Below are 22,617 nucleotides of genomic sequence, written 5' to 3' on the forward strand. Positions count from 1 at the left end.
CCCTCCCGGGGCTCAGAGTGATTCGACGAACGCCGTGTCGTGCCCGGCCGCGCGGAAACGCGGGTGGTCGAGCACGTCGCGCAGGAATTCCGCGGTCGTGGCGACGCCCGGGCCGCGCACCTCGACCTCGCCGAGCGCGCGCCGCATGCGCGCGATCGCCGCGTCGCGGTCCGGCGCCCACACGATCACCTTGGCCAGCAAGGAGTCGTACAGCGCGGGCACGCGGTAACCCGGGAAGGCGTGGGTGTCGACCCGCGTGAACGGGCCCGCCGGCAACCGGCACTCGTCGAGCACGCCCGGCGCGGGCGCGAAATCGCGGGCCGGGTCCTCGGCGTTGACGCGGCATTCGAGGGCCGCCCCGGTGAGGCGGACGTCGCCCTGGGTGAACCCGAGCGGCTCGCCCGCCGCGACGCGCAGCTGCTCGCGCACGAGGTCGAGGCCCGTCACGGCCTCGGTCACCGGGTGCTCGACCTGCAGGCGGCAGTTGACCTCCATGAAGAAGAACCGCCGGTCCGCGTCGACGAGGAACTCGAACGTCCCGGCGCCGACGTACCCGGCGGCCTCGGCGCCGCGCACGGCCGCGGCGCCCATCTCCTCGATCAGCTCCGGCGGCAGCAGCGGCGCCGGAGATTCCTCCACGAGCTTCTGGTGCCGGCGCTGCAGCGAGCAGTCGCGCGCGCCGAGGTGCACGACCGCGCCGTGCCGGTCGGCGAGCACCTGGATCTCCACGTGCCGCGCCGAATCGAGGTAGCGCTCGACGTACAGCCGCCCGTCGCCGAACACGGCCTGCGCGGCGGCCCGCGTCTGCGCCCACGCCCGCGGGAATTCGGCGGCGGACCGCACCACGGCCATGCCGCGGCCGCCGCCCCCGGCGACGGCCTTGACGATCACCGGGTACCCGATCTCGCCGGCCAGCGCCGCCGCTTCGGCCGCGCCCAGCGGGTCGCGGCTGCCGGGCAGCAGCGGCAGCCCGGCGCCGGCCATGAGCGAGCGGGCGCTGGACTTGTCGCCCAGCTGCGCCATGACCTTCGCCGGCGGGCCGACGAACGTGATGCCCTCGGCCTCGCAGACCTCGGCGAAGTCGGCGTTCTCTGACAGGAAGCCGTAACCGGGGTGGATCGCGTCGACGGCCCGGCCGCGCGCCGCCTCGATCACGGCGGGGATGTTGAGGTAGCTGTCCTTGACCGCGGGCGGCCCGATCTGCACCGCCTCGTCGGCGAGCCGCACCGCCGTGGAGTCGCGGTCGGCGCTGGAGTGCACCACGACCGACCGGATCCCCAGTTCGGCGCACGTGCGGATCACCCGCACCGCGATCTCGCCGCGGTTGGCCACCAGGAGCGACCCGATCACGGCGCCGGTTCCAGCACCAGCAACGGCTGCCCGTGCTCGACGGGCGTGCCGTCCTCGACGCGGAACTCGACGATCCGGCCGCCGCGGTCCGCTTCGACGGGGATCATCAGCTTCATCGCCTCGATGATCCCGACCTGCGTGCCGGTGGTGATCGTGTCGCCCTCGCTCACGAACGGTTTCGCACCCGGCTCGGGTGCGCGGTAGAACGTGCCGACCGTCGCCGCGCAGACCGGCACCGTCCCGGCCGCGGGCTCGGGCGTCGTTTCGCCGGGCGCGGCAACCGGCACTGGCACCGGCACCGGCACCATCGCCGGCGCAGCGGGACCGGTCGTGGCCGGCCATTCGACCTCCACCACCACCCCTTGTGCGCTGACCCGGACGGCGCCGGGGTGGCGCGCCGAGGCCGCGCACAGCGCGAGGACCTGCTCGCGCAACGCGGTCACCACCTGGTCGACGTCTTGCGGCGCGAAGACGTTCGCGCTCCCGTTCACGGTCGTGGTCACCGGGCCCTCTCCGAGTCGTCCGTTCTGGTGGGGTGCGGCGCGTCGTCGAGCAGCACCGAGCTGTCCGCGCCGAAGGCCCGGAACCGGGCCCGGCGGCGCGTCACGAGGTTCATCTGGTCCAGCGGCACGAGCCGCGCGAGGCTTTCGGCCAGCGCCGCCCGCAGCGCGGCGGCGGCCCGCACGTGATCGGCACCGGCGCCGCCCTCGGGCTCGGGCACCACACCGTCGATCACGCCCTGCGCCAGCAACGACCGCGCGTCCACGCGCAGCGCCTCGGCGGCCTTCGGCGCGGCCGCCGGGTCCTTCCACAGGATCGCGGCGCAGCCTTCGGCGCTGATCACGGAGTACACGGCGTTCTCCGCCATCAGGACCTCGTCGGCGAAGGCCAGCGCGAGCGCGCCGCCGCTGCCGCCCTCGCCCGTCACCACGGCGACGACGGGGACCGGCAGGCCGGCCATCAGCTTGAGGTTCTCCGCGATCGCCACGGCTTGCCCGCGGCGTTCGGCCTCGATGCCGGGATACGCGCCCGCGGTGTCGATCAGCGTGACGACCGGCAGCCCCAGCTTGGCCGCGAGCCGCATGACCCGTGCGGCCTTGCGGTAGCCGGCCGGGTTCGGCATCCCGTAGTTGCGCCGCGCCAGTTCGTCGGCCGTGTGGCCCTTCTGCGTGCCGATGAGCGCGACCGGCCGGCCCTCGAAACGCCCGAGCCCCGCCACCAGCGCGGGGCAGTCCTCGGACAGGCGATCGCCGTGCAGTTCGTGGAAGTCCTCCAGCAGCAGCGAGGCGTAGTCCAGGGTCGTGGGCCGGTCGAGCTTGCGCGCCGCGCGCACGCACTCCCACGCCGAGCGCTCCGGCAGCCGCTGCGGGTCGGTGATCAGCGCGCCGGGTCCCGGGCGCTGCACCGGCGGCACGCGCTCGGGCCGGCGGGTCGCGATCGCCAGCAGCCGGCCGAGCGTGGCCCGCAGCGCGGCGCGCGGGCGGATCAGGTCGACGATGCCGTGCTCCAGCAGGAACTCCGCGGTCTGGAAGCCGGCGGGCAGGGTCTGCTTGATCGTCTGCTCGATCACGCGCGGCCCCGCGAACCCGAGGCGGGCGGCGGGTTCCGCGATGATCAGGTCGGTCGAGGTGGCGAACGACGCGGCGACGCCGCCGAAGGTCGGGTCGGTCACCAGCGAGACGGTGAGCAGTCCCGCTTCGTCGAGCTGGCCGAGTGCCTGGCTGGTCTTGGCCATCTGCATGAGCGACAGCACGCCTTCCTGCATGCGGGCGCCACCGGAGGCGGTGACCAGCAGCAGTGGCGTGCGCTCGGCGAGCGCCACCTCGCACGCGCCGGTGATCGCCTCGCCCACGGCGGAGCCGAGGCTGCCGCCGAGGAACCGGAAGTCCATCGCCGCGACGACCACCGGGGTGCCGTCGACGCGGCCGCGGGCGCACAGCACCGCCTCGATCAGGCCGGTGCGATCCCGCGCGTCGACGAGCCGCTCGGCATACGGGCGGGTGTCGGTGAAGCCGAGCGGGTCGCTGTCGGACACCACGAGTTCCAGCGGCTGGGCCGAACCCGGGTCCAGCAGCGCGTCGAGCCGCTCGGCCGCGGTCAGCGCGGCGTGGTGGCCGCACTCCGGGCACACGCGCCCGGCGCGGGCGAACCGCTTGCCGTACACCATCTTCCGGCAGCCGCCGCACAACAGCCAGGCCGGTGCAAGTCCGTCGTGGTCGAGCTCCTGGGTCACGGTCATCGGGTTGCCTCCCCCAGCGGGACCGGAACGTACGTGGCGCAGCGCGCCGGCAGGCGGACCCCGGCGGCGCGCAGCTGGCTGACGCGGGCCGCGAACGCGGCGCCGCGCATGATCTGGGTGGCGAGCTCCGCGACGTGCCGGTGCCCCGGCGCGGCGAGGTACGTGCCACCGGCCCACTCGTTGAACGCGCCCATCGCCGGACCGCACCAGATCTGGTAATCGGCCGCCCGCCCGGGCGCCGCGGCCATGCTCCAGCCCGAAGAACGCCCGAGGTACCAGCGGAAGACCAGCGCCATCCGCCGCTTCGGGTTGCCCTCGGCGCGGTCGAGCTGCTCCGGGTCGCGCTCGGTGAAGTAGCGCACGCAGTCGTCCCAGACGTCGTCGAACGAGCGCTGGAACACCTTCTGCTCCAGCTCCGCGCGCTCGGCCGCGGGGATCGCGTCGAGACCGGCAGCCGAGCGGTACGTGTCGTAGAGCCGGCGGGCGCGGGCGGGGAACATGGTGCCGCGCTTGAGGACCTGCACGTCGACCCCGAGCTCGAACATGTCCGACGACGGCGCCATCTCCGTGTCGGCGACTCCGGCCGCGGCGAGCAGCTTCTTCACCGCGTCGGACTGGTCGGCCTCGACCGAGGCCTGGTTGATCGAGCCGGTGACCACGTAGGCGGCCCCCATCGCGAACGCGGCCGACGCGGCGGCCGGCGTGCCGATCCCGCCGGCCGCGCCGATGCGGACCGGCACCGCGTACCCGAGTTCGCGGGTCACGCGGTCGCGCAGGGCGAGCAGCGCGGGCAGGAGCACGACCAGCGGGCGCCGGTCGGTGTGGCCGCCGGAGTCGGCCTCGGCCGTGATGTCGTCGGCCATGGGGACCCGCGCGGCCCACTGCGCCTGCTCCGCGGTGATCGCGCCGGACTCCTGCGCCGCCCGCACCAGCGCGGCCGGTGCCGGGCGCAGGAACTTCTCCGCGACCTCGGCGCGCGACACCTTGGCGATCACGCGGTTGCGGGCCACGACGCGACCGCTCGCGTCGCGCTCGAGCCCGGCGACGCGGTAGCGCACGACCTCGGCGGTGAGGTCGAGGAACGCCGACGCTTCGACGCAGCGGGTCTCGTGGCGCAGGCAGGCGTCGACCGTCGCGCGTTCGAGCGCGGGTTCGCTCGGACTGTGGATCAGGTTGCAGGCGTACGGCCGGCCGGGTGCGTCCCGGCGGATCGCGGCGAGCGCTTCGTCGAGCTTCGCCGGCAGCACGCCGGCGGCGCCGAACGACGCCAGGAAGCCCGCCCGGGCCATCGCGATCACCAGCTGCGCCGAAGCGATGCCGTTGGCCATCGCGCCGGCGTGGTAGGCGTGGCCGACGCCGTGCGCCTTGCGGAATTCCGGGTCCCCCAGCGCGTCCGGGCGCACGGCCGGTGCCGCCGCGAGCACCTTCGCGCGCCGGGCGAGCTCCGCGTCGGGGGTCAGCGCGATCCCCCGTTCGTCGCGCACCACGAACACCGGAGAATCCACTGTGGACAATTGGTGGTAGATCGATTCCTCGTCCCTGGCCACATTCGGCAAGGTTGGTGTGCTCACACCACAATTCTTCGGGCACCGGAGCAACGGGTCAACGCGCTCCGGCCGGAACTCATGACCTGATTGACTTGCGTAATGGCGGGCTGGAAAACGGTCCCACCGCGTCGAGGCACTCCAGAAAAGAAGTGCTCATCCCCTCGTCCTGGTTGTCGCGCCACACCACGTAGAGATCGACGGTCGGCACGGGATCGTAAAGGGGAACCGGAACCGTGCGCGCGCCACCCGCGACCGCGCCGGCGAGCATCGCGCGCGAAACCGACGCGAAACCCACGAGCGATTTCGCGGTCACCAGGATTTCGGTCGTGGCGGGGTGGTCGATCTCGTGGGCGACGTCGAGCCCGATCCCCGCCTGGTCGGCCGCGCGGACGATCGCGTCGTACATCGCCGGGCACAGATCGCGTTCGAACAGCACGCACGGCTGCCCGGCCAGCTCAGCGAAGGGCACGCCGGGCCGGCCGGCCCACTTGTGCCGCTGGCGCACCACGGCGACGAGCGACTGCCGCAGCAGCCGCCGGTACCGGAACTTCGAGGTGGCCGGGCGCCCGTACACGAGCGCCACGTCCAGCGCACCGCTCTCGAGCGCCTGCAGCTGCGGTCCGGTGCGCTTCTCCTCGAGCACCACCGCGACTTCGGGGAAGTCGGCCTGCATCTTCTCCATCACCGACGGCAGGACGTGCTGCGCGGCCGGGAAGTTGTAGCCGACGCGGATCGTGCCCGAACGCCCGGCGGCCGCCTCGCGCGCCGATCGCCGCGCCTGTTCGACCTGGCGGACGAGCTCACGCGACTCGATTTCGAAGGCTTCCCCGGCGCGGGTCAGCCGCACTTCGTGGGTGGTGCGCGCGACGAGTTCGACCCCGAGGGTGCGTTCGAGGCGCTGCAACTGCTGGCTCAGCGACGGCTGGGTGAGGTGCAGTTTGGCGGCGGCGCGGCCGAAGTGCAGCTCGTCCGCGATCGCCAGGAAGGCCAGCACGTGCCGGTACTCCATCACCACCTCCGCCCCCTGTGGTGATGTCATCCTCGTCCGCCAAGGCGAACGCGCCGTGAACCGCACCTGGAACCCAGGCGTCTGTGGCTCAGCTCACTCGGGCTGCTTGCCCGAGGTGAGCCAGGCGGCCACCGCGGGGCCGACGAGATCGCTGTCCTTGACCCAGGACGCGTGCCCGAGGTGCTTGAGCCCGGAGGAGGCGTCGACGTGCCAGCGCGTCAGGTCCGCGGCCGGCATCCGGCGGCACAGGAACCGCACCGTCGACTCGGGACCGAGCGGGTCCTGGTCCAGCGAGATCACGAGGAGCGGTAGGGCCAGCTCGGCGAGCAGCCGGTCGTAGTCGCGGGAGCTGCCGCGCGGGCGGTAGCGGCCGGTGCGCGCGTGGCGCACCCAGTCGGCCATCACGCCGCCGGTCATCGGGCCGATCCCGCCGCCGCCGGGCCAGTTCCCGCGCACGCGGCACACGAGGCCCACCCACTGCGTGGTGGCGAGGATCGAGAGCCGCCGCCGCGAGGGGAAGGACCGCCAGTAGACGGATCCGGTGCCGATGGTCGTCACGCTGGCGATGCCGTCGGGCTCGGCGGCGGCGTGCAGCAGGGCGAGCTGACCGCCGACGCTGTGCCCGAACAGGTGCAGCGGCGCCTGCGGGAAGCGGCTGCGCAGCTCGGCCGTCACGGCCGGCAGGTCCACTTCGAGCAGTTCGCGGTAGCCGAATCCCCGGCCCTCGCCCAGTTTCGGCGTGCTGTCGCCCTGCGCGCGCAGGTCGGCGACGGCCGCGGTGAGGCCCGCGGCGTGCAGCGCCTTGACCAGCGGCAGGTAGAACTTCGCCTTGATCGCCATCGCGGGCAGGATCAGCGCGACCGGCGCGGCCGGGTCGGAGTGCGCCAGCACTCGCAGCGCGAGCTGCGCCCCGTCCGGCGTGGTGACCGTGCTCGGCTCGAGCCCGGCGGGCGCTTCGGCCGGCATCACGCCTCCTGCACGAGCGTGCAGACGTAGTCGAGCTGGACCTTGCCCACCAGGGTGCCCGCCTCGTCGTAGAGCAGGGCCCGGCCGTCGACGTCGAGGCGCTGCTCGCCCCGGGCCGCCAGCAGCATTTCGACGTCGTCGTGCTCGATCGTGCCGACCGCGCGGATCAGGCCGGTGGCCGGCTTGCGGAACGCGATGCGCGAATCGCGCAGCACGAACGAGCCGATGGCGGAAAGCCGGGTCGCCATGGCGCCCACGAACGCGCACGCGCCGGCGACGTCGGCGGCGAGGAACAGCGCGCCGGCGTGCACGGTGCGCAGGTGGTTGCCCAGGTGCGGTTCGTCGGGGATCTCGACGACGGCGCGGTTCGGGCCGAGCTCGGCGACCTCGACCCCGGCGTGCGCGCCGAACGGGATGAGGCCGCTGACGATGCGCTGCAGGAGTGCGTAGTCCGGGTTGTCCGGGTCGATCGCGGCGAACACGGCTCCGAAGCCCGCAGGGGCCTTCAGCTCAGTTGTCATGGCCCCAGTCCCGCACGATTGCCCGCACGGGTGGCGCGCGATAACCAAAACCAATCGGGCCAATGCGCTCCCGTCTCGACCGGCCATCGGTGGCCACCCCGTGATTAGCCTCGGCCCGTGTCCGCCGAAGAACTCACCCCCGTTTCGCCTGACGAAGAGTTCCCCGACCCGAGCGGTGTTTCCGAACGCCCGGGGCCGCGCCGGAAAGTGCTGAGCAGCCCGTATCTGCACAAGCTGCAGCGCCGCCACTTCCTGTTGTTCGACATCCTGCCGATCGTCGGCACCGCCGCCGCGCTCGCGTTCCTCGCGGTGCGCCCGCTCGGGCTCACCGATGTGGTGCTGCTGTTCGTGATGTGGCTGCTGACCGGACTGGCCGTGACGGTCGGGTACCACCGGCTGTTCACGCACCGCACGTTCAAGGCCGCGCGGTCCGTGACCGTCGTGCTCGCCGTGCTCGGTTCGATGGCCGGGCAGGGCGCCGTGATCTCGTGGGTCGCACTGCACCGCCGCCACCACGAGTGCAGCGACCGCGAAGGTGACCCGCACTCGCCGAACCTTTCCGGCTCGGGGTTCACCGGCCGGCTCAAGGGCCTCGCGCACTCGCACTTCCTGTGGATGCGCCGCCACGAGTACCCCAACATCGTCCACTACGCCCCGGACCTGCTGCGCAACCAACCGCTGGTGCGCGTAGCGCGCCTGTACTACTACTGGGTCGTGCTCGGGCTGCTCCTCCCCGCGCTCTCCGGCGGCCTGGTGACCTGGAGCTGGACCGGCGCGGTGAGCGGCCTGCTCTGGGGCGGGCTGGTGCGGATCTTCCTGCTGGAGCACATCGTCTGGGCCATCAACTCCTTCCTGCACATGTTCGGCACCCGGCCCTACGAGTCCCGCGAAAACAGCCGTAACGGCGGGATCTTCGCCTTGATCACCCTGGGCGAGGCGTGGCACAACAACCACCACGCGTTCCCGGACTCGCCGTCCTTCGGGCTCGACTGGTACCGGCTCGACCCCGGTTTCTGGCTCATCAGGCTGCTGGCCGCCTGCGGGCTGGTCTGGGACGTGAAGGTCCCGGCCGCCGACCGGCGCGCCGCCAAACGGATCCCCGTGGCCACGGCCACCCGAGCGTGAGGACGACCGAAGTGGACACCAGTGAAGACGCGATCCTCCGGTTCTGCCGGCGGTACGTGGCCGATCTGCTGGAGATCGCCGTGGACTCCGTCGACCCCGATGCCGACTTCGACCACCTCGGCATCGATTCGGCGATCGCCGTGGCGCTGCTGACGGAGGTCGAGGAGCACTACGACGTGGATCTGCCGCCCGAGACGCTGTTCGACAACCCGACCCTGCGCGCGGTCGCCGCGTACCTGCACGAGCAGCTGCAGCAGCGCGTCGCACCGTGAGCACCGGGACGAGCGAGCGGGCCGCGGAGGCCATCCGCCACCACTACGACGTCGGCAACGAGTTCTTCGAGCTCTTCCTCGACGCCTCGCTGACCTACTCGTGCGCGCTGCGCGCCGGCGCCGGTGACACGCTCGACACCGCCCAGGAGCGCAAGCTCGCGTTCCACCTCGACGCGATCGGCGCCGCGCGAGCCCGAAGCGTGCTCGACATCGGCTGCGGCTGGGGCTCGATCCTGCGGCGCGCCACCGAGGAACACCACGTGCCCCGCGCGGTCGGCCTGACTTTGAGCGAACGGCAGGCGGCGTTCGTGGCCGCCCGCAGCTACCCCGGGGCCGACGTGCGGCTGGAGAGCTGGACGGACTACGAGCCGGCCGAGCGGTTCGACGGCATCATCTCGATCGGCGCGTTCGAGCACTTCGCCCGGCCCGACGAGTCGCCGGCCGAGAAGATCCGGGTGTACCGGGACTTCTTCAGCCGGTGCCGCGACTGGCTCACCCCCGGCGGAGTCCTGTCGCTGCAGACGATCGCGTACGCGTCGATGTCGCCCGCGGACGCCAGCGCGTTCATGCAGCAGGAGATCTTCCCCGACGCGGACCTCCCGACGCTCGCGGAGATCACCGCCGCCGCCGAAGGGCTGTTCGAGGTGCGGACCCTGCACAACGGCCGGCTCGACTACGCGTGGACGTGCGGGCAGTGGGCCCAGCGGCTGCGCGCCCGCCGCGCCGAAGCCATCGCACTGGTCGGGCCCGAGGTCGTCGCTCGCTACGAGCGTTACCTCAAGCTCTCCGCGGTCGGCTTCCGCATGGGCAAGATCGGGCTGCTGCGGCTCGTGCTCGCCCCCTACGGCGACGGGCACTTCACTCGATGAGCGCGACGATCCGGTTCACCCCGCTCGGCGCGGAGTTCCGCGCCGACCCGTACCCGCAGTACCGCCGGCTGCGCGAACACCGGCCCGTGCACAAGACACTGGGCACGTGGGTGCTCACGCGCCACGCCGACGTGCAGGCGGTGCTGCGCGACCGCACGTTCAGCGCCGACCTGATCCCGCAGCTCGTGCGCAAGCAGGCCGGCCGGGTGTCCGACGCCGACGTGGCGCGGATCGAACGGCTCGGCCGAAAATCACTGGTGTTCACCGACAACCCCGATCACGCGCGGCTGCGCGGACTCGTGAACCGCGTGTTCACCGCCCAGGCCGTCGCGGCCCTGCGGCCGCTCGTGGAGAAGGTCGCCGGAGAACTGCTCGACCGCGCGCTGCCCACTGGGCGGGCGGACGTGATCGAAGCGTTCTCGGCACCGCTGCCGGTCACCGTCCTGTCCGAGTGGATGGCGCTGCCGGCCGGGCTGCGCGAACACGTCGGGCACTGGACTCACGACGTGCGGTTCCTGCTCGAACCCGGCTTGCTGCGCGGCGACGACTTCGCGCACGTCTGCGCCGTGGTGGAGGACTTCGTCGCGGCCCTGGGCGAAGTGCTGGTGCACCGCCGCGCGAACCCGGGTGACGACCTGATCAGCCGCCTGCTGGCCACCGAGACCGGCGGCGGTGACCGGCTCGCCGACGAGGAGCTGATCTTCGTCTGCTTGATGTGCTTCGTCGCCGGCAACGAGACCACGAAGTCGTTGCTCGGCAACGGGTTCCACGCCCTCGCGCGGCATCCGGAGCAGGCCGCGCTGCTGCGGGCGCGCCCGGAGCTGGTGCCCGCCGCGGTGCAGGAGATGCTGCGCTACGACTGCCCGCTGCAGCTCACCAAACGCCTGGCGACCCGCGACGTCGAGGTCGGCGGGGAGCTCGTGCGCGAAGGCGACCAGGTGCTGCTCTGCCTCGGGTCGGCCAACCGTGATCCGGAAGTGTTCGCCCGGCCGGACGAGTTCGACGTGACCCGCGACGCGCACGGGCACCTGGCGTTCGGCCACGGCATGCACGGCTGTCTCGGCGGCCTGCTCGCGGAACTGCAGGCGGAGGTCGCCGTCGAGCAGCTGCTGCGGCGCACCGAGCGGCTGGACCTCGACCTGGACTTCGATGGCGCCGAGGTCGAGTACCAGGACCACAGCTTCATCGTCCGCGGCCCGCGGAGCCTGCCGCTGTCGTTCGGGGCGACCCGGTGACCGCGGTCGCGAACCCACCGTGGCTGCGGTGGGCGGGCCCGGCTGCCGGCACGCTCCTGCTGTGCCTGCCGCACGCCGGGGCCGGCGCCGCGTCGTTCGCACGCTGGCCCGAGCTGTTCGGGCCCGGCATCACGACCGTGCGCGTCCAGCTGCCCGGCCGCGAAGACGCCGCCGGGCAGCCGCCGCTGCGCCGGCTGGACGACGCCGTCTCCGGGCTGCTCCCCCAGGTCCTCGCCCTCGGCGGCGCGTCGATCGCGCTGTACGGGCACAGCATGGGCGCGCTGCTCGCGTTCGAACTCGCCCGCGCGCTCGGGGCGGCCGGCCGGGAGCCGGCGCACCTGTTCGTCTCCGGCCGCCGGGCGCCGCAGCTGGCCGCCCGCACGGCACCGATCCACCGGTTGCCCGAAGCCCGGTTCGCGGCCGCGCTCGCGGATCTCGGCATGACCGGCGCGACCCAGGCCAGCGCCACCTTCCGGCGCTACGCGTTCCCGCTCATCCGCGCCGACCTGGCGCTGTCGGAGGACTACACCCACGAACCCGGCCCCCGGCTGCGCTGCCCGGTGACCGCGTTCGCCGGAACGGAAGACCCCATCGTCGACGCGGACCAGGTCGCGGCGTGGCGGGCGGTGACCACCGGGCCGTTCGCGAGCCACGCGTTCGGCGGCGGCCACTTCTTCCACCAGCACCACCGCGCGGCCCTTGCGACGCGGATCACGGAGGCACTGGAGTGAGCACGCTGCTGCCCGACATCCTGCGCACCCGCGCCGCCGGCGAGCCGGACCGGCGGGCCTACGTCTTCGTCGACGAGGACGGGGCCGAAACCGCGGAGCTGACTTACGCCACGCTGCACAAGCGCGCGCTCGCCGTCGCGGCCGGACTGGCGCGGCACTGCGCACCGGGTGACCGCGCGCTCCTGCTGTTCCCGCAGTGCCTGGACTTCATCGTCGCCTACTTCGGCTGCCTCTACGCCGGGGTCGTCGCCGTCCCCGTGAACCCGCCGCGGCGCAACCGGGTGCAGGAAGCCACCCGAAGTGTCGTGCGCGACTGCGAACCGGCCGCCGCGCTCACGCTTTCCGGGCTGACCGGGCTCGCCGCGATGAAGTCCGAAGTGGACAGCCTGGTCGGCGGCCTCGCGTGGCTCGCCGTCGACGAGGTGCCGGACGCGCAGTTCACGCCGTTCGAAGCGACCCCGGACTCGCTGGCGTTCTTGCAGTACACGTCCGGGTCGACCTCGCAGCCCAAGGGCGTGATGGTCGCCCACGGGAACCTCGTGGCCAACCAGGCGATGATCCGCCACGGTTTCGGCCACGACGCGGAGTCCACTGTGGTCGGCTGGGCACCGTTCTTCCACGACCAGGGCTTGATCGGCAACGTGCTGCAGCCGCTGTACGTCGGAGCCACGAGCATCCTCATGCCCCCGGGTGCGTTCATCCGCCGTCCCGCGCTGTGGCTCTCGACGATCTCCCGCTACCGCGCGCACACCAGCGGCGGCCCGAACTTCGCCTACGACGCGTGCGTGGCGCAGGCGGCCCGCACCGGCGTGCCGGCGGATCTCGACCTCAGCTGCTGGCGGGTCGCGTTCAACGGCGCCGAGCCGATCCGGCCGGAGACGCTGAGCCGGTTCAGCGCGACGTTCGGCCCGGCCGGGTTCGCCGCCTCCGCGTTCTACCCGTGTTACGGGCTGGCCGAGGCGACCCTGATCGTCACCGGCAGCCGCAAGGACCGCGGCCCGCGCACGCTGGCCGCCGATCCCGGGGAGCTCGGCCACGGCCGGCTCGCCGAGCAGGCCGGCGGCCGTGAGCTCGCCGGCTCCGGCACGGTCCTGCCCGGCGAAGAGGTGCGGATCGTGGCGCCCGGCACGCGGACCGGCTGCGCCCCCGGCGAGGTGGGCGAGATCTGGGTGGCCGGCGACCACGTGGCGCAGGGCTATTGGAAACGGTCCGAGGCGACCGAGGAGACGTTCCGGGCCCGGTGCGCCGGCTCGGACCGCGAGTTCCTGCGCACGGGCGACCTCGGTGTCTTCGCCGGCGAGGAGCTGCACGTCGTGGGCCGCATCAAGGACCTGATCATCGTCCGCGGCCGCAACCACTACCCGCACGACGTCGAGCACACCGTCGAGGCGGCGCACCCCGCCGTGCGGCCCGGGGCCGTCGCCGCGTTCGCCGTGCCCGGCGGTGACACCGAGAAGGTCGTGGTCGTCGCGGAGATCCGGCGCGAGCACCGCCACGACGCCGACCCGGCCGAGGTCACCGGCGCGATCCGCGCCGCCGTCACGCGCGAGCACGACCTGGCCCTGGGCGCACTCGTGCTGACCCGGCACGGCGAGCTGCCGAAGACGAGCAGCGGCAAGCTGAAACGCGCCGAAGCCAGGACCCGTCACCTCGCCGGGAGTTTCGCCCGGTGGCCGCCCGACCCCGAGAGGACGCCGAAGATGACCGAGCTCAACCCCGACTTCGCCCAGGCGGTGACCGCCGTGGTGCTGAGCATGCCCGCCGCGAAGCACCTCGGGTTCGCCTTCGGCCGGATCGAGCGGGGTGAGGTCGAGATCGTCCAGCCGTGGCGCGAGGAGCTCTCGCAGCACAACGGGTTCTTCCAGGGCGGCGTGCTCGGTTCGCTCGCCGACTTCGCCGCCGGGTCCGCCGCCGGCACGCTGCTGCCGGCCGGGTGGGTCAACATGACCGTCGACTACACCGTCAAGCTCGTCGCGCCCGCCAAAGGCGAGAAGGTGATCGCGCGCGGGCGCGTCGTCAAGGCCGGGACCACGATGACGGTCGCGGCGGCGGACCTGTTCTCGGTCGCCGGGGACGAGGAGACCCTCTGCGCCACGGCGCTGGTGACCATGCGCAACGTCAAGCTGCCGCAGGGCTGACCCGTGACCGGCAGCGCGTACGTCTTCGACCTGTTCGCCGACGGGTTCGCCGAGGACCCCTATCCGCACTACGCCGAGCTGCGGAACCAAGCGCCCGCGCACGAGCACCCCCTCGGGTTCTGGCTGCTGTCCCGCTACGACGACGTGGCCCGGCTGCAGCGCGACGGGCACTCCGTCGACGAGCAGCACCTCGCTAAGCTGCCGAGCTGGAAGAGCGACTCCGGCACGCTCGGCAAGGAGAACCGGATGATGCGCGGGCTCGCGCTGCTCGACCGCGACCCGCCCGACCACACGCGGCTTCGCCGGCTGGTCACGCAGGCGTTCACCCGGCGCGCGGTCGAGGCGCTGGAACCGCGGATCACCGCGCTCGTCGACGACGCGCTCGACCGGATCGCCGACGCCGGCCGCGCGGACGTGGTGGCCGAACTGGCGTTCCCGCTGCCGTTCACCGTGATCTCCGAACTGCTCGGGATCCCGCGAGCCGACCACGACCGGCTGCGGGAGCTGACCGGCGCGCTCGCGCTCGGGCTGGAACCGCTCGCCAGCCCCGATCTGCAGGCGCGCACGCGCGCGGCGAGCCGCGAGCTGGAGGCGATGGTCGCCGAACTGGTGGCGTGGAAACGCGGGCGGTCCGACGACGACCTGTTCACCGCACTGCTCGCCGCCGAGGACGACGGCGACGTGCTGAGCGAGGACGAACTCGTCGCGCAGGTCGCGTTCCTCTACGTCGCGGGCCACGAGACCACCGTCAACCTCATCGCGGGCGGGCTCCTCGCGCTGCTGCGCCACCCCGGGCAGTACGCGCTGCTGCGCGGTGAGCCGGGGCTCGCGGCCAACGCCGTCGAAGAACTCGTCCGCTACGACACCCCGGTGCACCTGATGCGGCGGATCACGCTCGAGCCGGTGCGGGTGCGCGGCTCGGTGATCCCCTCGGGCAGCTGGGTGGTCGCCTGCCTGGCCGCGGCCAACCGCGACCCGGAGTTCTGGGGCGCCGACGCGGACGAGCTGCGGGTCGACCGCGAAGGCGCGCACCGCAACGTCTCCTTCGGCGCCGGCGTGCACCACTGCGTCGGCGCGGCACTGGCCCGGCTCGAGGCCCGGGTCGCCTTCGAACGGTTCACCCGGCGGTTCGCCGCGCCCGAGCTCGAGGGCGTGCGGTGGAACGGCCGGATCAACGTGCGCGGCCCGGCCGAGCTGCCGGTCGCGGTGCGCTAGGAGTGAGCATGCCGACCTTCGAGCGCGACGGCGCCACGATCGCCTACACCGACACCCGCACGCCGGACGTCCCCGTGATCGTGTTCGGCCACGGCCTGCTGTTCAGCGGCTGGATGTTCCACCCGCAAGTGGCGGCGCTGCGCGACCGCTACCGCTGCGTGACGGTCGACTGGCGCGGCCAGGGCGACAGCCCGCCCGCCCCGGGCGGCTACGACATGGACACGCTGACCGCCGACGCCGTCGCCCTGATCCGGGAGCTCGGCGTGGCGCCGGTGCACTGGGTCGGGCTGTCGATGGGCGGGTTCGTCGGGCTGCGGCTCGCCGCGCGCCACCCCGAACTGGTGCGTTCGCTCGTGGTGCTCGACACCACCGCGCGAGGTGAGGAGCCGGCGAAGTCGCGGCGCAACGAGCTGCTCGCCCGGGTGCAGCAGCTGACCGGGATCCGAGCGGTACTGGGCCGGGTGAAGCCGATCCTGTTCGGCCCGGCGTTCCTCGCCGATCCGGCCTCGCGCCGGCTCGTCGACGAGTGGGTGAGCCGCCTGGTCCGCGTCGACCGGGGCGGCTTGCGCCAGGCCGTGCTGGGGGTGAGCCGGCGCGTGCCGGTCACGGCGGAGCTGGCGGGGATCACCGCGAAGACGCTGGTGATCGTGGGTGCCGACGACGTCGCGACCCCGCCGGCCGAGGCCGGGGAGCTCGCCGCCCGCATCCCGGGCGCCGAGCTGCACGTCCTGCCCGACTGCGGGCACAGCAGCAGCCTCGAGCGGCCCGCGGCGATCACCGGGCTGCTGGAGGAGTTCTTCGCCTGAGCGCTACGCGATGCGCGCTTCGGGCCGCGCGGGGACCTGGAACGGCCCGGCGGCGTCGAGGCAGTCGAGGAAGGCCGATCTCGGGCCGTGGGGCTCCTCGCCGTCGCGCCACACGACGTACAGGTCGATCATCGGCACCGGGTCGTAGAGCTGCACCCACGCGGGCCGCATGCCGCCCGCCGTCGCGCCGCCGAAGAGCCCGCGCGACACCGACGCGAACCCGACCAGCGGCTTCACGGAGACGAGGATGCCCGTGGCGACGGGGTCGTCCACGACGTGGGCCACGTTGAGCCGCACCCCCGCGCGCTCGGCCGCCGTCATGATCGCGTCGTACATCGCCGGGCAATTGTCGCGGGAGAACAGGATGCAGGCCTGGCGGCCCACCTCCGCGAACGGGACCCCCGGCCGGCCCACCCACTTGTGGCCCTGCCCGACGACGGCGATCATCGGCAGGCTCAGCAGGCGCCGGTACCGGAAGTCGCTGGTGACCGGGTGCCCGTACACGAGCGCGACGTCGAGCTCACCGTCGGCGAGCGCGGCCAGCTGCGAGCCCGTGCGCTTCTCCTCGAGCCGGACCGTCAGCTCGGGGTGCTCGAGGTGCATGCGCGCCATCGTCGGGGGCAGGATGTGCTGCCCGGCGGGGAAGTTGTACCCGACGCGGACCGTGCCCGTGCGGCCCGCGGCGGCCTCGCGCGCGGAGTGCGCGGCCTTTTCCGCCTGCGCCATGATCGCGCGCGCCTCGACCTCGAAGGCGCGCCCCGCCGACGTCAGCCGGACCTCGTGCGACGTGCGATCCACCAGCTGGACGTCGAGCGTGCGTTCGAGCCGCTGCAGCTGCTGGCTCAGCGACGGCTGCGTCCGGTGCAGTCTCGCCGCGGCCCGCCCGAAGTGCAGCTCCTCGGCGACCGCGAGAAAACCCTCCAGATGTCTGAACTCCATCTTCCACCTCGCCCGGTTGTGTCGGCCAGCGTTGTCCATCCCGGAGAACAGCCGGTGAACCGGCGCTGCAGGCCGTAAGGCGCCCGGATTAGATGCTGGTGCGACCACGCCACCCGGCGCGGCGGCATTCGCTGTGCCACGGCGATTTTCGCCGCCGGGGCACGAAACAGACGAATAACCGCGCCGAAACACGGATTTTTCAGGCGGCTCTTCCTGCCGCCGGCGCCGAGGACGGCCGCGACGATGTGTGTCCACAGTAGAATGCCCGCGCGGCGGCCACGGATTTGGCTTCACGCCAACAATGACTCACCGGAGGGACACCCCCGGGCTAGTACTCTTCCGCGATCTGCCGCCAGAACCGCAGCGCCGCCTGCTCCATCTCGAGTCCCAGGCGCAGCGGGATCATGCGGCGCGCGTACTTCGGCTCCGCGCCGAAGCGGCGCTGCATGTCCTCGTACACCGCGATGCGTTCTTCGTTCTGCTTGATCTGCTCGCGCGCGAGGTTGGCGATGTTGCCGGGCTCGCCGAGTTCGTGGAAGAACAGCTTCATCTCCGCGATGTCGCGCATCTCGAAGTGCTCGTGCGTCGGCGCGGCGAGCCAGGAGCGCACGGCTTCGCGGCCCTCGTCGGTGATGCTGTAGACCTTGCGGCGCCGCCCCGTCTGCTCCGTCTCGACCGAGAGCAGGCCCATGCGCTCGAGCCGCTCCGGTTCCGAGTACAGCTGCGCGTGCGGGAAAGACCAGAAGTACCCCACCGAGTGCCCGACGGCGCGCTTCAGGTCGTACGGCGTGGATGGCCCACGCAGTCCGATCGTCCCCAGCACGACGTACGAAGTCGTGCTCAACCGTCCGCTTGACATGCCCCCGACCCTACCGTAATTTCGCCCATAGTCCGAAACAGACGATGCGATTCGGACCATCCGACCCAGGAGTGCGCCGATGGACTTGGTGAGGTCCTTCCGCTGGACGGCCGAGCGCTACCCGCAGCGCCGGGCGGTCGGCGGCCGGCACCCGATGACGTATGCGGAGTGGGACGAGCGAACCGACCGGCTGGCGGGCGCGCTCACCCGCCTCGGGGTGCGGCCCGGCGACCACGTCGCCCTGCTCCTCGCCGGTGGCGAGCCGCTCGCGAGCCTCCACCTCGCCGTGCAGAAGACGGGCGCGATCTCGGTGCCGCTGTCCACGCGGTTCGACGCCGGCGACGTCGCCTACTGCCTGCGTGACTGCTCCCCCGCCCTTCTCGTCACGGACACCTCGACCGAGCAGACCGTGGCCTGGCTCGACGAACTGCCCGCCCGCGCGCACGCCGGCGAGCCGCTCGACGCGCCCGGGCAGGTGACCCCGCTGGCGCGGCTGCTCGACACCCCCGCGCCGAAGCACCAGCCGGCCGAGGGCGACACGAGCGTCATGCTCTACACGTCCGGCACCACGGGCCGGCCGAAGGGCGTGCCGCGCCGGCACTCCGCCGAGCACGCGGCCGCGGTCGCGCACCTGATCCAGACGCAGCACCGCACGGGCGAGGTCACGCTCGGCGTGATGCCGATGTTCCACACGATGGGCATGCGCGCGCTGCTCGCCAGCATCGTCGCGGCGGGCACGTGGGTGCCGCAGGAGAGGTTCGACGCCGAGGAGTCGCTGGAGCTGATCACCGAGGAGGCGATCAGCGCGCTCTACCTGGTGCCCACCGCGTACTGGTCGCTCGTCCACACAGGACGGCTGGCCGACGCGAAGTCGGTGCGGCGCCTGGCCTACGCGGGCGCGTCGATGACCCCGGCGCTGGCCGAACGCCTCGACGCCGAACTGCACCCCGAGGTGTTCGTGAACCACTTCGGCAGCACGGAGATCTACACCTTCACGATCGGCCCCGACGTGCGCCGCAAACCGGGCTGTGCCGGCCGCGCCGGGGTCTTCTCCCGCGTCCGGCTGGTCAGCCCGGCCGAGGGCGCGACGCCCGAGGACCTCGTGGCACCGGGAGAACCCGGGCAGGTCGCCGTTTCCCTGGACAGCCCGGAGGCGTTCCAGGGGTATTGGCACCGGCCCGACGCCGACGCGAAAGCGCTGCGCGGCGGCTGGTACTTCACCGGTGACCTCGCCACCGAGGACGAGGACGGCGACCTGTGGGTCGCGGGCCGCGTCGACGACATGATCAACTCCGGCGGCGAGAACATCTACCCGGAGGACATCGAGGACGCGCTGGTGCGGTGCCCGGCCGTGGCCGAGATCGTGGTCGCGGGGCTCCCGGACGACCGCTGGGGCAGCGCCGTCACCGCGTTCGTCGTGCCGGCCGACGGGCGCCGGCCCGAGGAAACCCTGGCCCAGGTGGAGACCTACGCGCGTGAGCAGTCCGGGCTGCCGTCGCTGAAGCGCCCGAAACGCTACCTCGCCGTCGCCGGGATCCCGAAGTCGGCCGTCGGCAAGATCCTGCGCCGCGAGCTGACCGCGGGCCACTACCGGGAGCTCGCGCGGCTCGTGCCCGGGAAGGAGCGCGCATGACGGCCGTCCGCGTCGAAGACGTCCCGCTGCTGTGCGGCAAGGGCCGGTTCCTCGACGACCTCGACCCGATGCGCGGCGCGCTCGTCGCGGCCGTGGTGCGCAGCCCGCACCCGCACGCCCGCATCCGTTCGGTGGACCTCTCGCGCGCCCGCGCGCGCCCCGGCGTCGCCGTTGCGCTCGGCCCGGACGAGGTGCTCGCGGCGCTCAAGCCGTTCCCGCTCTCGCTCAAGACGCCCATCCGCTACTACCCCGTCGGCACCGACAAGGTGCGGTTCGTCGGCGAGCCCGTGGCCGTCGTCGTCGCGGCCGACCGGTACACGGCCGAGGACGCGGCGGAACTGGTCGAGGTGGACTACGAGCCGCTGCCGCCCGTCGTCGACACCGTGAAGGCGATCGACGGCGACGCGCCCGTGCTGCACGACGAAGTCGGCAGCAACGTCGCCACGGACCGCACGTTCACGTTCGGCCCGGTGGACGAACTGTTCGCGACCGCCGCCCACGTGGTGACCGGCGAGTACAGCTTCCCGCGCTACACCTCGGCGCCGATGGAGTGCTACTCCGTGATCGCGGAGTGGCAGGAGGACGCCGACGGCCCGGCCGTCACGGCGTGGGCCAACTTCCACGGTCCGTTCTCGATGGTGCCGGTGCTCGCGGCGGGACTGGGCCTGCCGACGTCGCGGGTGCGGCTGCGCGTGCCCGCGGACATCGGCGGCAGCTTCGGCATCAAGTCCGGGATCTACCCCTACGTCGCGCTGATGGCGCTGGCCAGCAAGCACTGCGGCCGGCCCGTGCGCTGGACCGAGGACCGTGTCGAGCACCTGCTGTCCAGCTCGGCCGGGTCGGACCGGCGGATGCGGTTCGAGGCCGCCGTCGACGCGGACGGCAAGGTCGAGGCGCTGCGCGCGGACTTGATCGACAACGTCGGCGCCTACCTGCGCCCGCCCGAGCCGAGCACGCTCTACCGCTGCTTCGGCAACATCACCGGCGCGTACGGAATCGAGGCGGTGCAGATCCGCGCCCGTGCGGTCGTCACGAACAAGACGCCCACCGGCCTCAACCGCGGGTTCGGCGGGCAGCAGCTGTACTTCGGGCTCGAAAGGATCATGGACCGCGTCGCGCACGAGCTCGAGCTGGACCCCGCGGACATCCGGCGCCGCAACCTGATCCAGGCCGGTGCGTTCCCGTACCACACGCCCAGCGGGGGTGTGTACGACTCGGGCGACTACCCCCGCGCGTTCGAGCTGGCGCTGCGCAACGCCGACTACGAGAAGCTGCGCGAACGGCAGCGGCAGGCACGCGAAGCCGGCGAGTACTTCGGCATCGGGCTCGCGACGATCGTCGACCCGTCGGCCACCAACATCGGCTACGTCGGACTCGCGACGCCGCCCGAACAACGGGCGGCCGGACGCGGCAAGTCGGGCAGCACCGAGCACGTGCGGATCAGCGTCGACCCGCAGGGCGTGGTGTCGGTGCTGCTGGGGACGGTGCCGCAGGGCCAGGGGCACGCGACCGTCGCGCGCCAGGTCGTGGCGCAGCGGCTCGGGCTGCCGGTCGAAGCCGTCCGGCCGATCGTCGAAATGGACACCGCGACCACGCCGTGGACCATCACCTCCGGCAGCTACTCCTCGCGGTTCGCGCCCCTGCTCACCAGCGCGCTGGTCGTCGCGGCGGACAAGATCGCCGAGACGATCCGGACCGCGGCCGGGGTCCTGCTCGACACGGATCCCGGCGGGCTGGAGCTGACCGACGGATTCGTGTGCCGGCGCGACGATCCGAGCCGGCGAGTGGCGTTCCGGCACGCCGCCGGGCTGGTGCACTGGGACCCGGGCTCGCTGCCGGAGGGGGTTTCCGCGCGGCTGTATGAAGAAGCGGCGTTCAACCCGCCGCAGGCCAAGGCACCGTCCACAGGGGACCAGATCAACTCCAGCCTGTGCTACGGGTTCGTCGCCGAGCTGGTGGCGGTGCGCATCGACCCGGTGAGCCTCGCGGTCGAGGTCGAGCTGGTGTCCACCGTGCACGACGCCGGCACGATCCTGCACCCGAAGCTGCTCGAAGGCCAGGTCCACGGGGCCCTCGCCCACGCGCTCGGCGGCGCGCTCTACGAGGAGCTGCGCTACGCCGAGTCCGGCCAGCCGACGTCGGCGACGTTCATGGACTACCTGTGCCCCACCAGCGCGGAAGCGAGCTACCCGCTGGTCAGCGACCACCTCGAGACGCCGTCCCCGTTCACCGCACTCGGCGCGAAGGGCTGCGGTGAGGGCTCCAGCATGAGCCTGCCGGTGGCCATCGCCAACGCGGTGACCGACGCGCTCGGCGTCGAGGTCACGTCCCTGCCCCTGCACGGCACCGTCGTGCACGAACTACTGGAGAGGAAGGCCTGATGGCGCTCACCGGAGGCGAGATCCGGCTGGACCGCACGCACGACGGGCAGGTCGCGGAGCTGACCCTGTCCCACGGCCGCTTCACGATCATCACGTGGGAGATGCGCCAGCGCATGGCGGACCTGTTCACCGAGCTCGACGCCGACGACGAGGTGCGGGTCGTCGTGCTCAAGTCCGACGGTGAGCACTTCTCCTCGGGCGGTGACATCCCCGGGTTCATGGAGGTCGAGCCGGTCGACTTCACCGACCTGGGCCACAACGTCACCGCGCCCTCGCGCAGCAAGAAGATCGTGGTCGCCGCGATCGACGGCTACTGCTTCGGCGTCGGCCTCGAACTCGTGCTCTCGACCGACATCCGCCTGGCGACCCCGCGCAGCCGCTTCGCGTTGCCGGAGATGAAACTCGGCATGATCCCCGGCAGCGGCGGCACCCAGCGGCTCGCGCGGCTGATCGGCCTGTCGCGCGCGAAGTTCCACATCCTCACGGCCGAGCGGATCACCGGCGAGCAGGCGCTCGGCTGGGGGCTGGTGGCCAAGCTCGCCGACGACCGCGAAGCCCTCTACACGGAGACCGACAAGGTCGTCGCAACCCTGCTCGGTTACTCGCCGATGGCCGCGCGCACCGCGAAGGAGGTGCTCGACAAGGGGGTCGACGGCCCGCTGTACACCGGTATCGAGCTGGAGCGCAAGGCGTACGCGATGCTGCGCGCGAGCCACGACTTCGCCGAGGGCGTCGCCGCGTTCACCGAGAAGCGGGCCGCGAAGTTCCAGGGACGCTGAGCC

General features: G+C 72.7%; 20 protein-coding genes. 11 read left to right on the top strand and 9 right to left on the bottom strand.

Going from position 1 to position 22,617, the window contains the following annotated elements:
- Positions 1 to 12 precede the first annotated feature (12 nt).
- The 7 genes from ACIA77_RS06845 to ACIA77_RS06875 all read right to left on the bottom strand — a co-directional run bounded on the left by ACIA77_RS06845 (position 13) and on the right by ACIA77_RS06875 (position 7,632).
- Positions 13 to 1,350, bottom strand: coding sequence for an acetyl/propionyl/methylcrotonyl-CoA carboxylase subunit alpha (locus ACIA77_RS06845; protein ID WP_395884823.1), 1,338 nt, complete (start codon positions 1,348 to 1,350; stop codon positions 13 to 15).
- Positions 1,347 to 1,853, bottom strand: coding sequence for an acetyl-CoA carboxylase biotin carboxyl carrier protein (locus ACIA77_RS06850; protein ID WP_395884824.1), 507 nt, complete (start codon positions 1,851 to 1,853; stop codon positions 1,347 to 1,349). Before ACIA77_RS06850 ends, ACIA77_RS06845 begins: the two co-directional genes overlap by 4 nt.
- Positions 1,850 to 3,589 carry an acetyl-CoA carboxylase, carboxyltransferase subunit beta gene (gene accD / locus ACIA77_RS06855; RefSeq protein WP_395884825.1) on the bottom strand — a complete coding sequence of 580 codons (1,740 nt, stop codon included), beginning with the start codon at positions 3,587 to 3,589 and terminating at the stop codon, positions 1,850 to 1,852. The genes ACIA77_RS06850 and accD overlap by 4 nt, the downstream gene beginning before the upstream one ends.
- Positions 3,586 to 5,160, bottom strand: a complete 1,575-nt coding sequence (locus tag ACIA77_RS06860; protein ID WP_395884826.1) for a PfaD family polyunsaturated fatty acid/polyketide biosynthesis protein — start codon at positions 5,158 to 5,160, stop codon at positions 3,586 to 3,588. Before ACIA77_RS06860 ends, accD begins: the two co-directional genes overlap by 4 nt.
- A 52-nt stretch (positions 5,161 to 5,212) precedes the next feature.
- Positions 5,213 to 6,145 (bottom strand): LysR family transcriptional regulator, encoded by a 933-nt coding sequence (locus tag ACIA77_RS06865; RefSeq protein WP_395884827.1) that lies wholly within the window; start codon positions 6,143 to 6,145, stop codon positions 5,213 to 5,215.
- A 93-nt stretch (positions 6,146 to 6,238) separates the two neighbouring features.
- Positions 6,239 to 7,111, bottom strand: coding sequence for an alpha/beta fold hydrolase (locus ACIA77_RS06870; protein ID WP_395884828.1), 873 nt, complete (start codon positions 7,109 to 7,111; stop codon positions 6,239 to 6,241).
- Positions 7,111 to 7,632, bottom strand: coding sequence for a YiiD C-terminal domain-containing protein (locus ACIA77_RS06875; RefSeq protein ID WP_395884829.1), 522 nt, complete (start codon positions 7,630 to 7,632; stop codon positions 7,111 to 7,113). Before ACIA77_RS06875 ends, ACIA77_RS06870 begins: the two co-directional genes overlap by 1 nt.
- A 117-nt stretch (positions 7,633 to 7,749) precedes the next feature.
- Here ACIA77_RS06875 and ACIA77_RS06880 point away from each other — a divergent pair, with 117 nt between their 5' ends.
- From ACIA77_RS06880 to ACIA77_RS06915, 8 genes are read left to right on the top strand one after another with little or no spacing between them, the layout of a single operon-like run.
- Entirely contained in the window at positions 7,750 to 8,757 is a 1,008-nt protein-coding gene (locus ACIA77_RS06880) for an acyl-CoA desaturase (protein ID WP_395884830.1), read from the top strand.
- Between the two features lie 11 nt (positions 8,758 to 8,768).
- Entirely contained in the window at positions 8,769 to 9,029 is a 261-nt protein-coding gene (locus ACIA77_RS06885) for an acyl carrier protein (protein ID WP_395884831.1), read from the top strand.
- Positions 9,026 to 9,898 (top strand): class I SAM-dependent methyltransferase, encoded by an 873-nt coding sequence (locus tag ACIA77_RS06890; RefSeq protein WP_395884832.1) that lies wholly within the window; start codon positions 9,026 to 9,028, stop codon positions 9,896 to 9,898. The genes ACIA77_RS06885 and ACIA77_RS06890 overlap by 4 nt, the downstream gene beginning before the upstream one ends.
- Positions 9,895 to 11,133, top strand: coding sequence for a cytochrome P450 (locus ACIA77_RS06895; protein WP_395884833.1), 1,239 nt, complete (start codon positions 9,895 to 9,897; stop codon positions 11,131 to 11,133). Before ACIA77_RS06890 ends, ACIA77_RS06895 begins: the two co-directional genes overlap by 4 nt.
- Entirely contained in the window at positions 11,130 to 11,864 is a 735-nt protein-coding gene (locus ACIA77_RS06900; protein ID WP_395884834.1) for a thioesterase II family protein, read from the top strand. The genes ACIA77_RS06895 and ACIA77_RS06900 overlap by 4 nt, the downstream gene beginning before the upstream one ends.
- Positions 11,861 to 14,002 (top strand): AMP-binding protein, encoded by a 2,142-nt coding sequence (locus ACIA77_RS06905; RefSeq protein WP_395884835.1) that lies wholly within the window; start codon positions 11,861 to 11,863, stop codon positions 14,000 to 14,002. Before ACIA77_RS06900 ends, ACIA77_RS06905 begins: the two co-directional genes overlap by 4 nt.
- Before the next feature lie 3 nt (positions 14,003 to 14,005).
- Positions 14,006 to 15,217: a cytochrome P450 gene (locus ACIA77_RS06910; protein WP_395884836.1), complete on the top strand. Its 1,212-nt coding sequence runs from the start codon at positions 14,006 to 14,008 to the stop codon at positions 15,215 to 15,217.
- A gap of 8 nt (positions 15,218 to 15,225) precedes the next feature.
- On the top strand, positions 15,226 to 16,023 hold the full coding sequence (locus ACIA77_RS06915; RefSeq protein WP_395884837.1) for an alpha/beta fold hydrolase: 798 nt from the start codon (positions 15,226 to 15,228) through the stop codon (positions 16,021 to 16,023).
- A gap of 3 nt (positions 16,024 to 16,026) precedes the next feature.
- Here the strand turns inward: ACIA77_RS06915 and ACIA77_RS06920 are convergent, their stop codons facing one another.
- Positions 16,027 to 16,962, bottom strand: coding sequence for a LysR family transcriptional regulator (locus ACIA77_RS06920; RefSeq protein WP_395884838.1), 936 nt, complete (start codon positions 16,960 to 16,962; stop codon positions 16,027 to 16,029).
- A gap of 328 nt (positions 16,963 to 17,290) precedes the next feature.
- Positions 17,291 to 17,821 carry a PadR family transcriptional regulator gene (locus tag ACIA77_RS06925; protein ID WP_395884839.1) on the bottom strand — a complete coding sequence of 177 codons (531 nt, stop codon included), beginning with the start codon at positions 17,819 to 17,821 and terminating at the stop codon, positions 17,291 to 17,293.
- Between the two features lie 79 nt (positions 17,822 to 17,900).
- Here ACIA77_RS06925 and ACIA77_RS06930 point away from each other — a divergent pair, with 79 nt between their 5' ends.
- From ACIA77_RS06930 to ACIA77_RS06940, 3 genes are read left to right on the top strand one after another with little or no spacing between them, the layout of a single operon-like run.
- The gene (locus ACIA77_RS06930; RefSeq protein WP_395884840.1) at positions 17,901 to 19,454 is read left to right on the top strand and encodes a class I adenylate-forming enzyme family protein; all 1,554 of its coding nucleotides are present in this window, start codon (positions 17,901 to 17,903) and stop codon (positions 19,452 to 19,454) included.
- Complete coding sequence (locus ACIA77_RS06935) at positions 19,451 to 21,835, top strand: xanthine dehydrogenase family protein molybdopterin-binding subunit (protein WP_395884841.1); 2,385 nt, start codon at positions 19,451 to 19,453, stop codon at positions 21,833 to 21,835. Before ACIA77_RS06930 ends, ACIA77_RS06935 begins: the two co-directional genes overlap by 4 nt.
- A complete protein-coding gene (locus ACIA77_RS06940) occupies positions 21,835 to 22,614 on the top strand; it encodes an enoyl-CoA hydratase/isomerase family protein (protein WP_395884842.1) in 780 nt (259 codons plus the stop codon). Before ACIA77_RS06935 ends, ACIA77_RS06940 begins: the two co-directional genes overlap by 1 nt.
- Positions 22,615 to 22,617 lie beyond the last annotated feature (3 nt).

Source organism: Amycolatopsis sp. NPDC051903, assembly GCF_044452505.1.
Lineage (GTDB): Bacteria > Actinomycetota > Actinomycetes > Mycobacteriales > Pseudonocardiaceae > Amycolatopsis.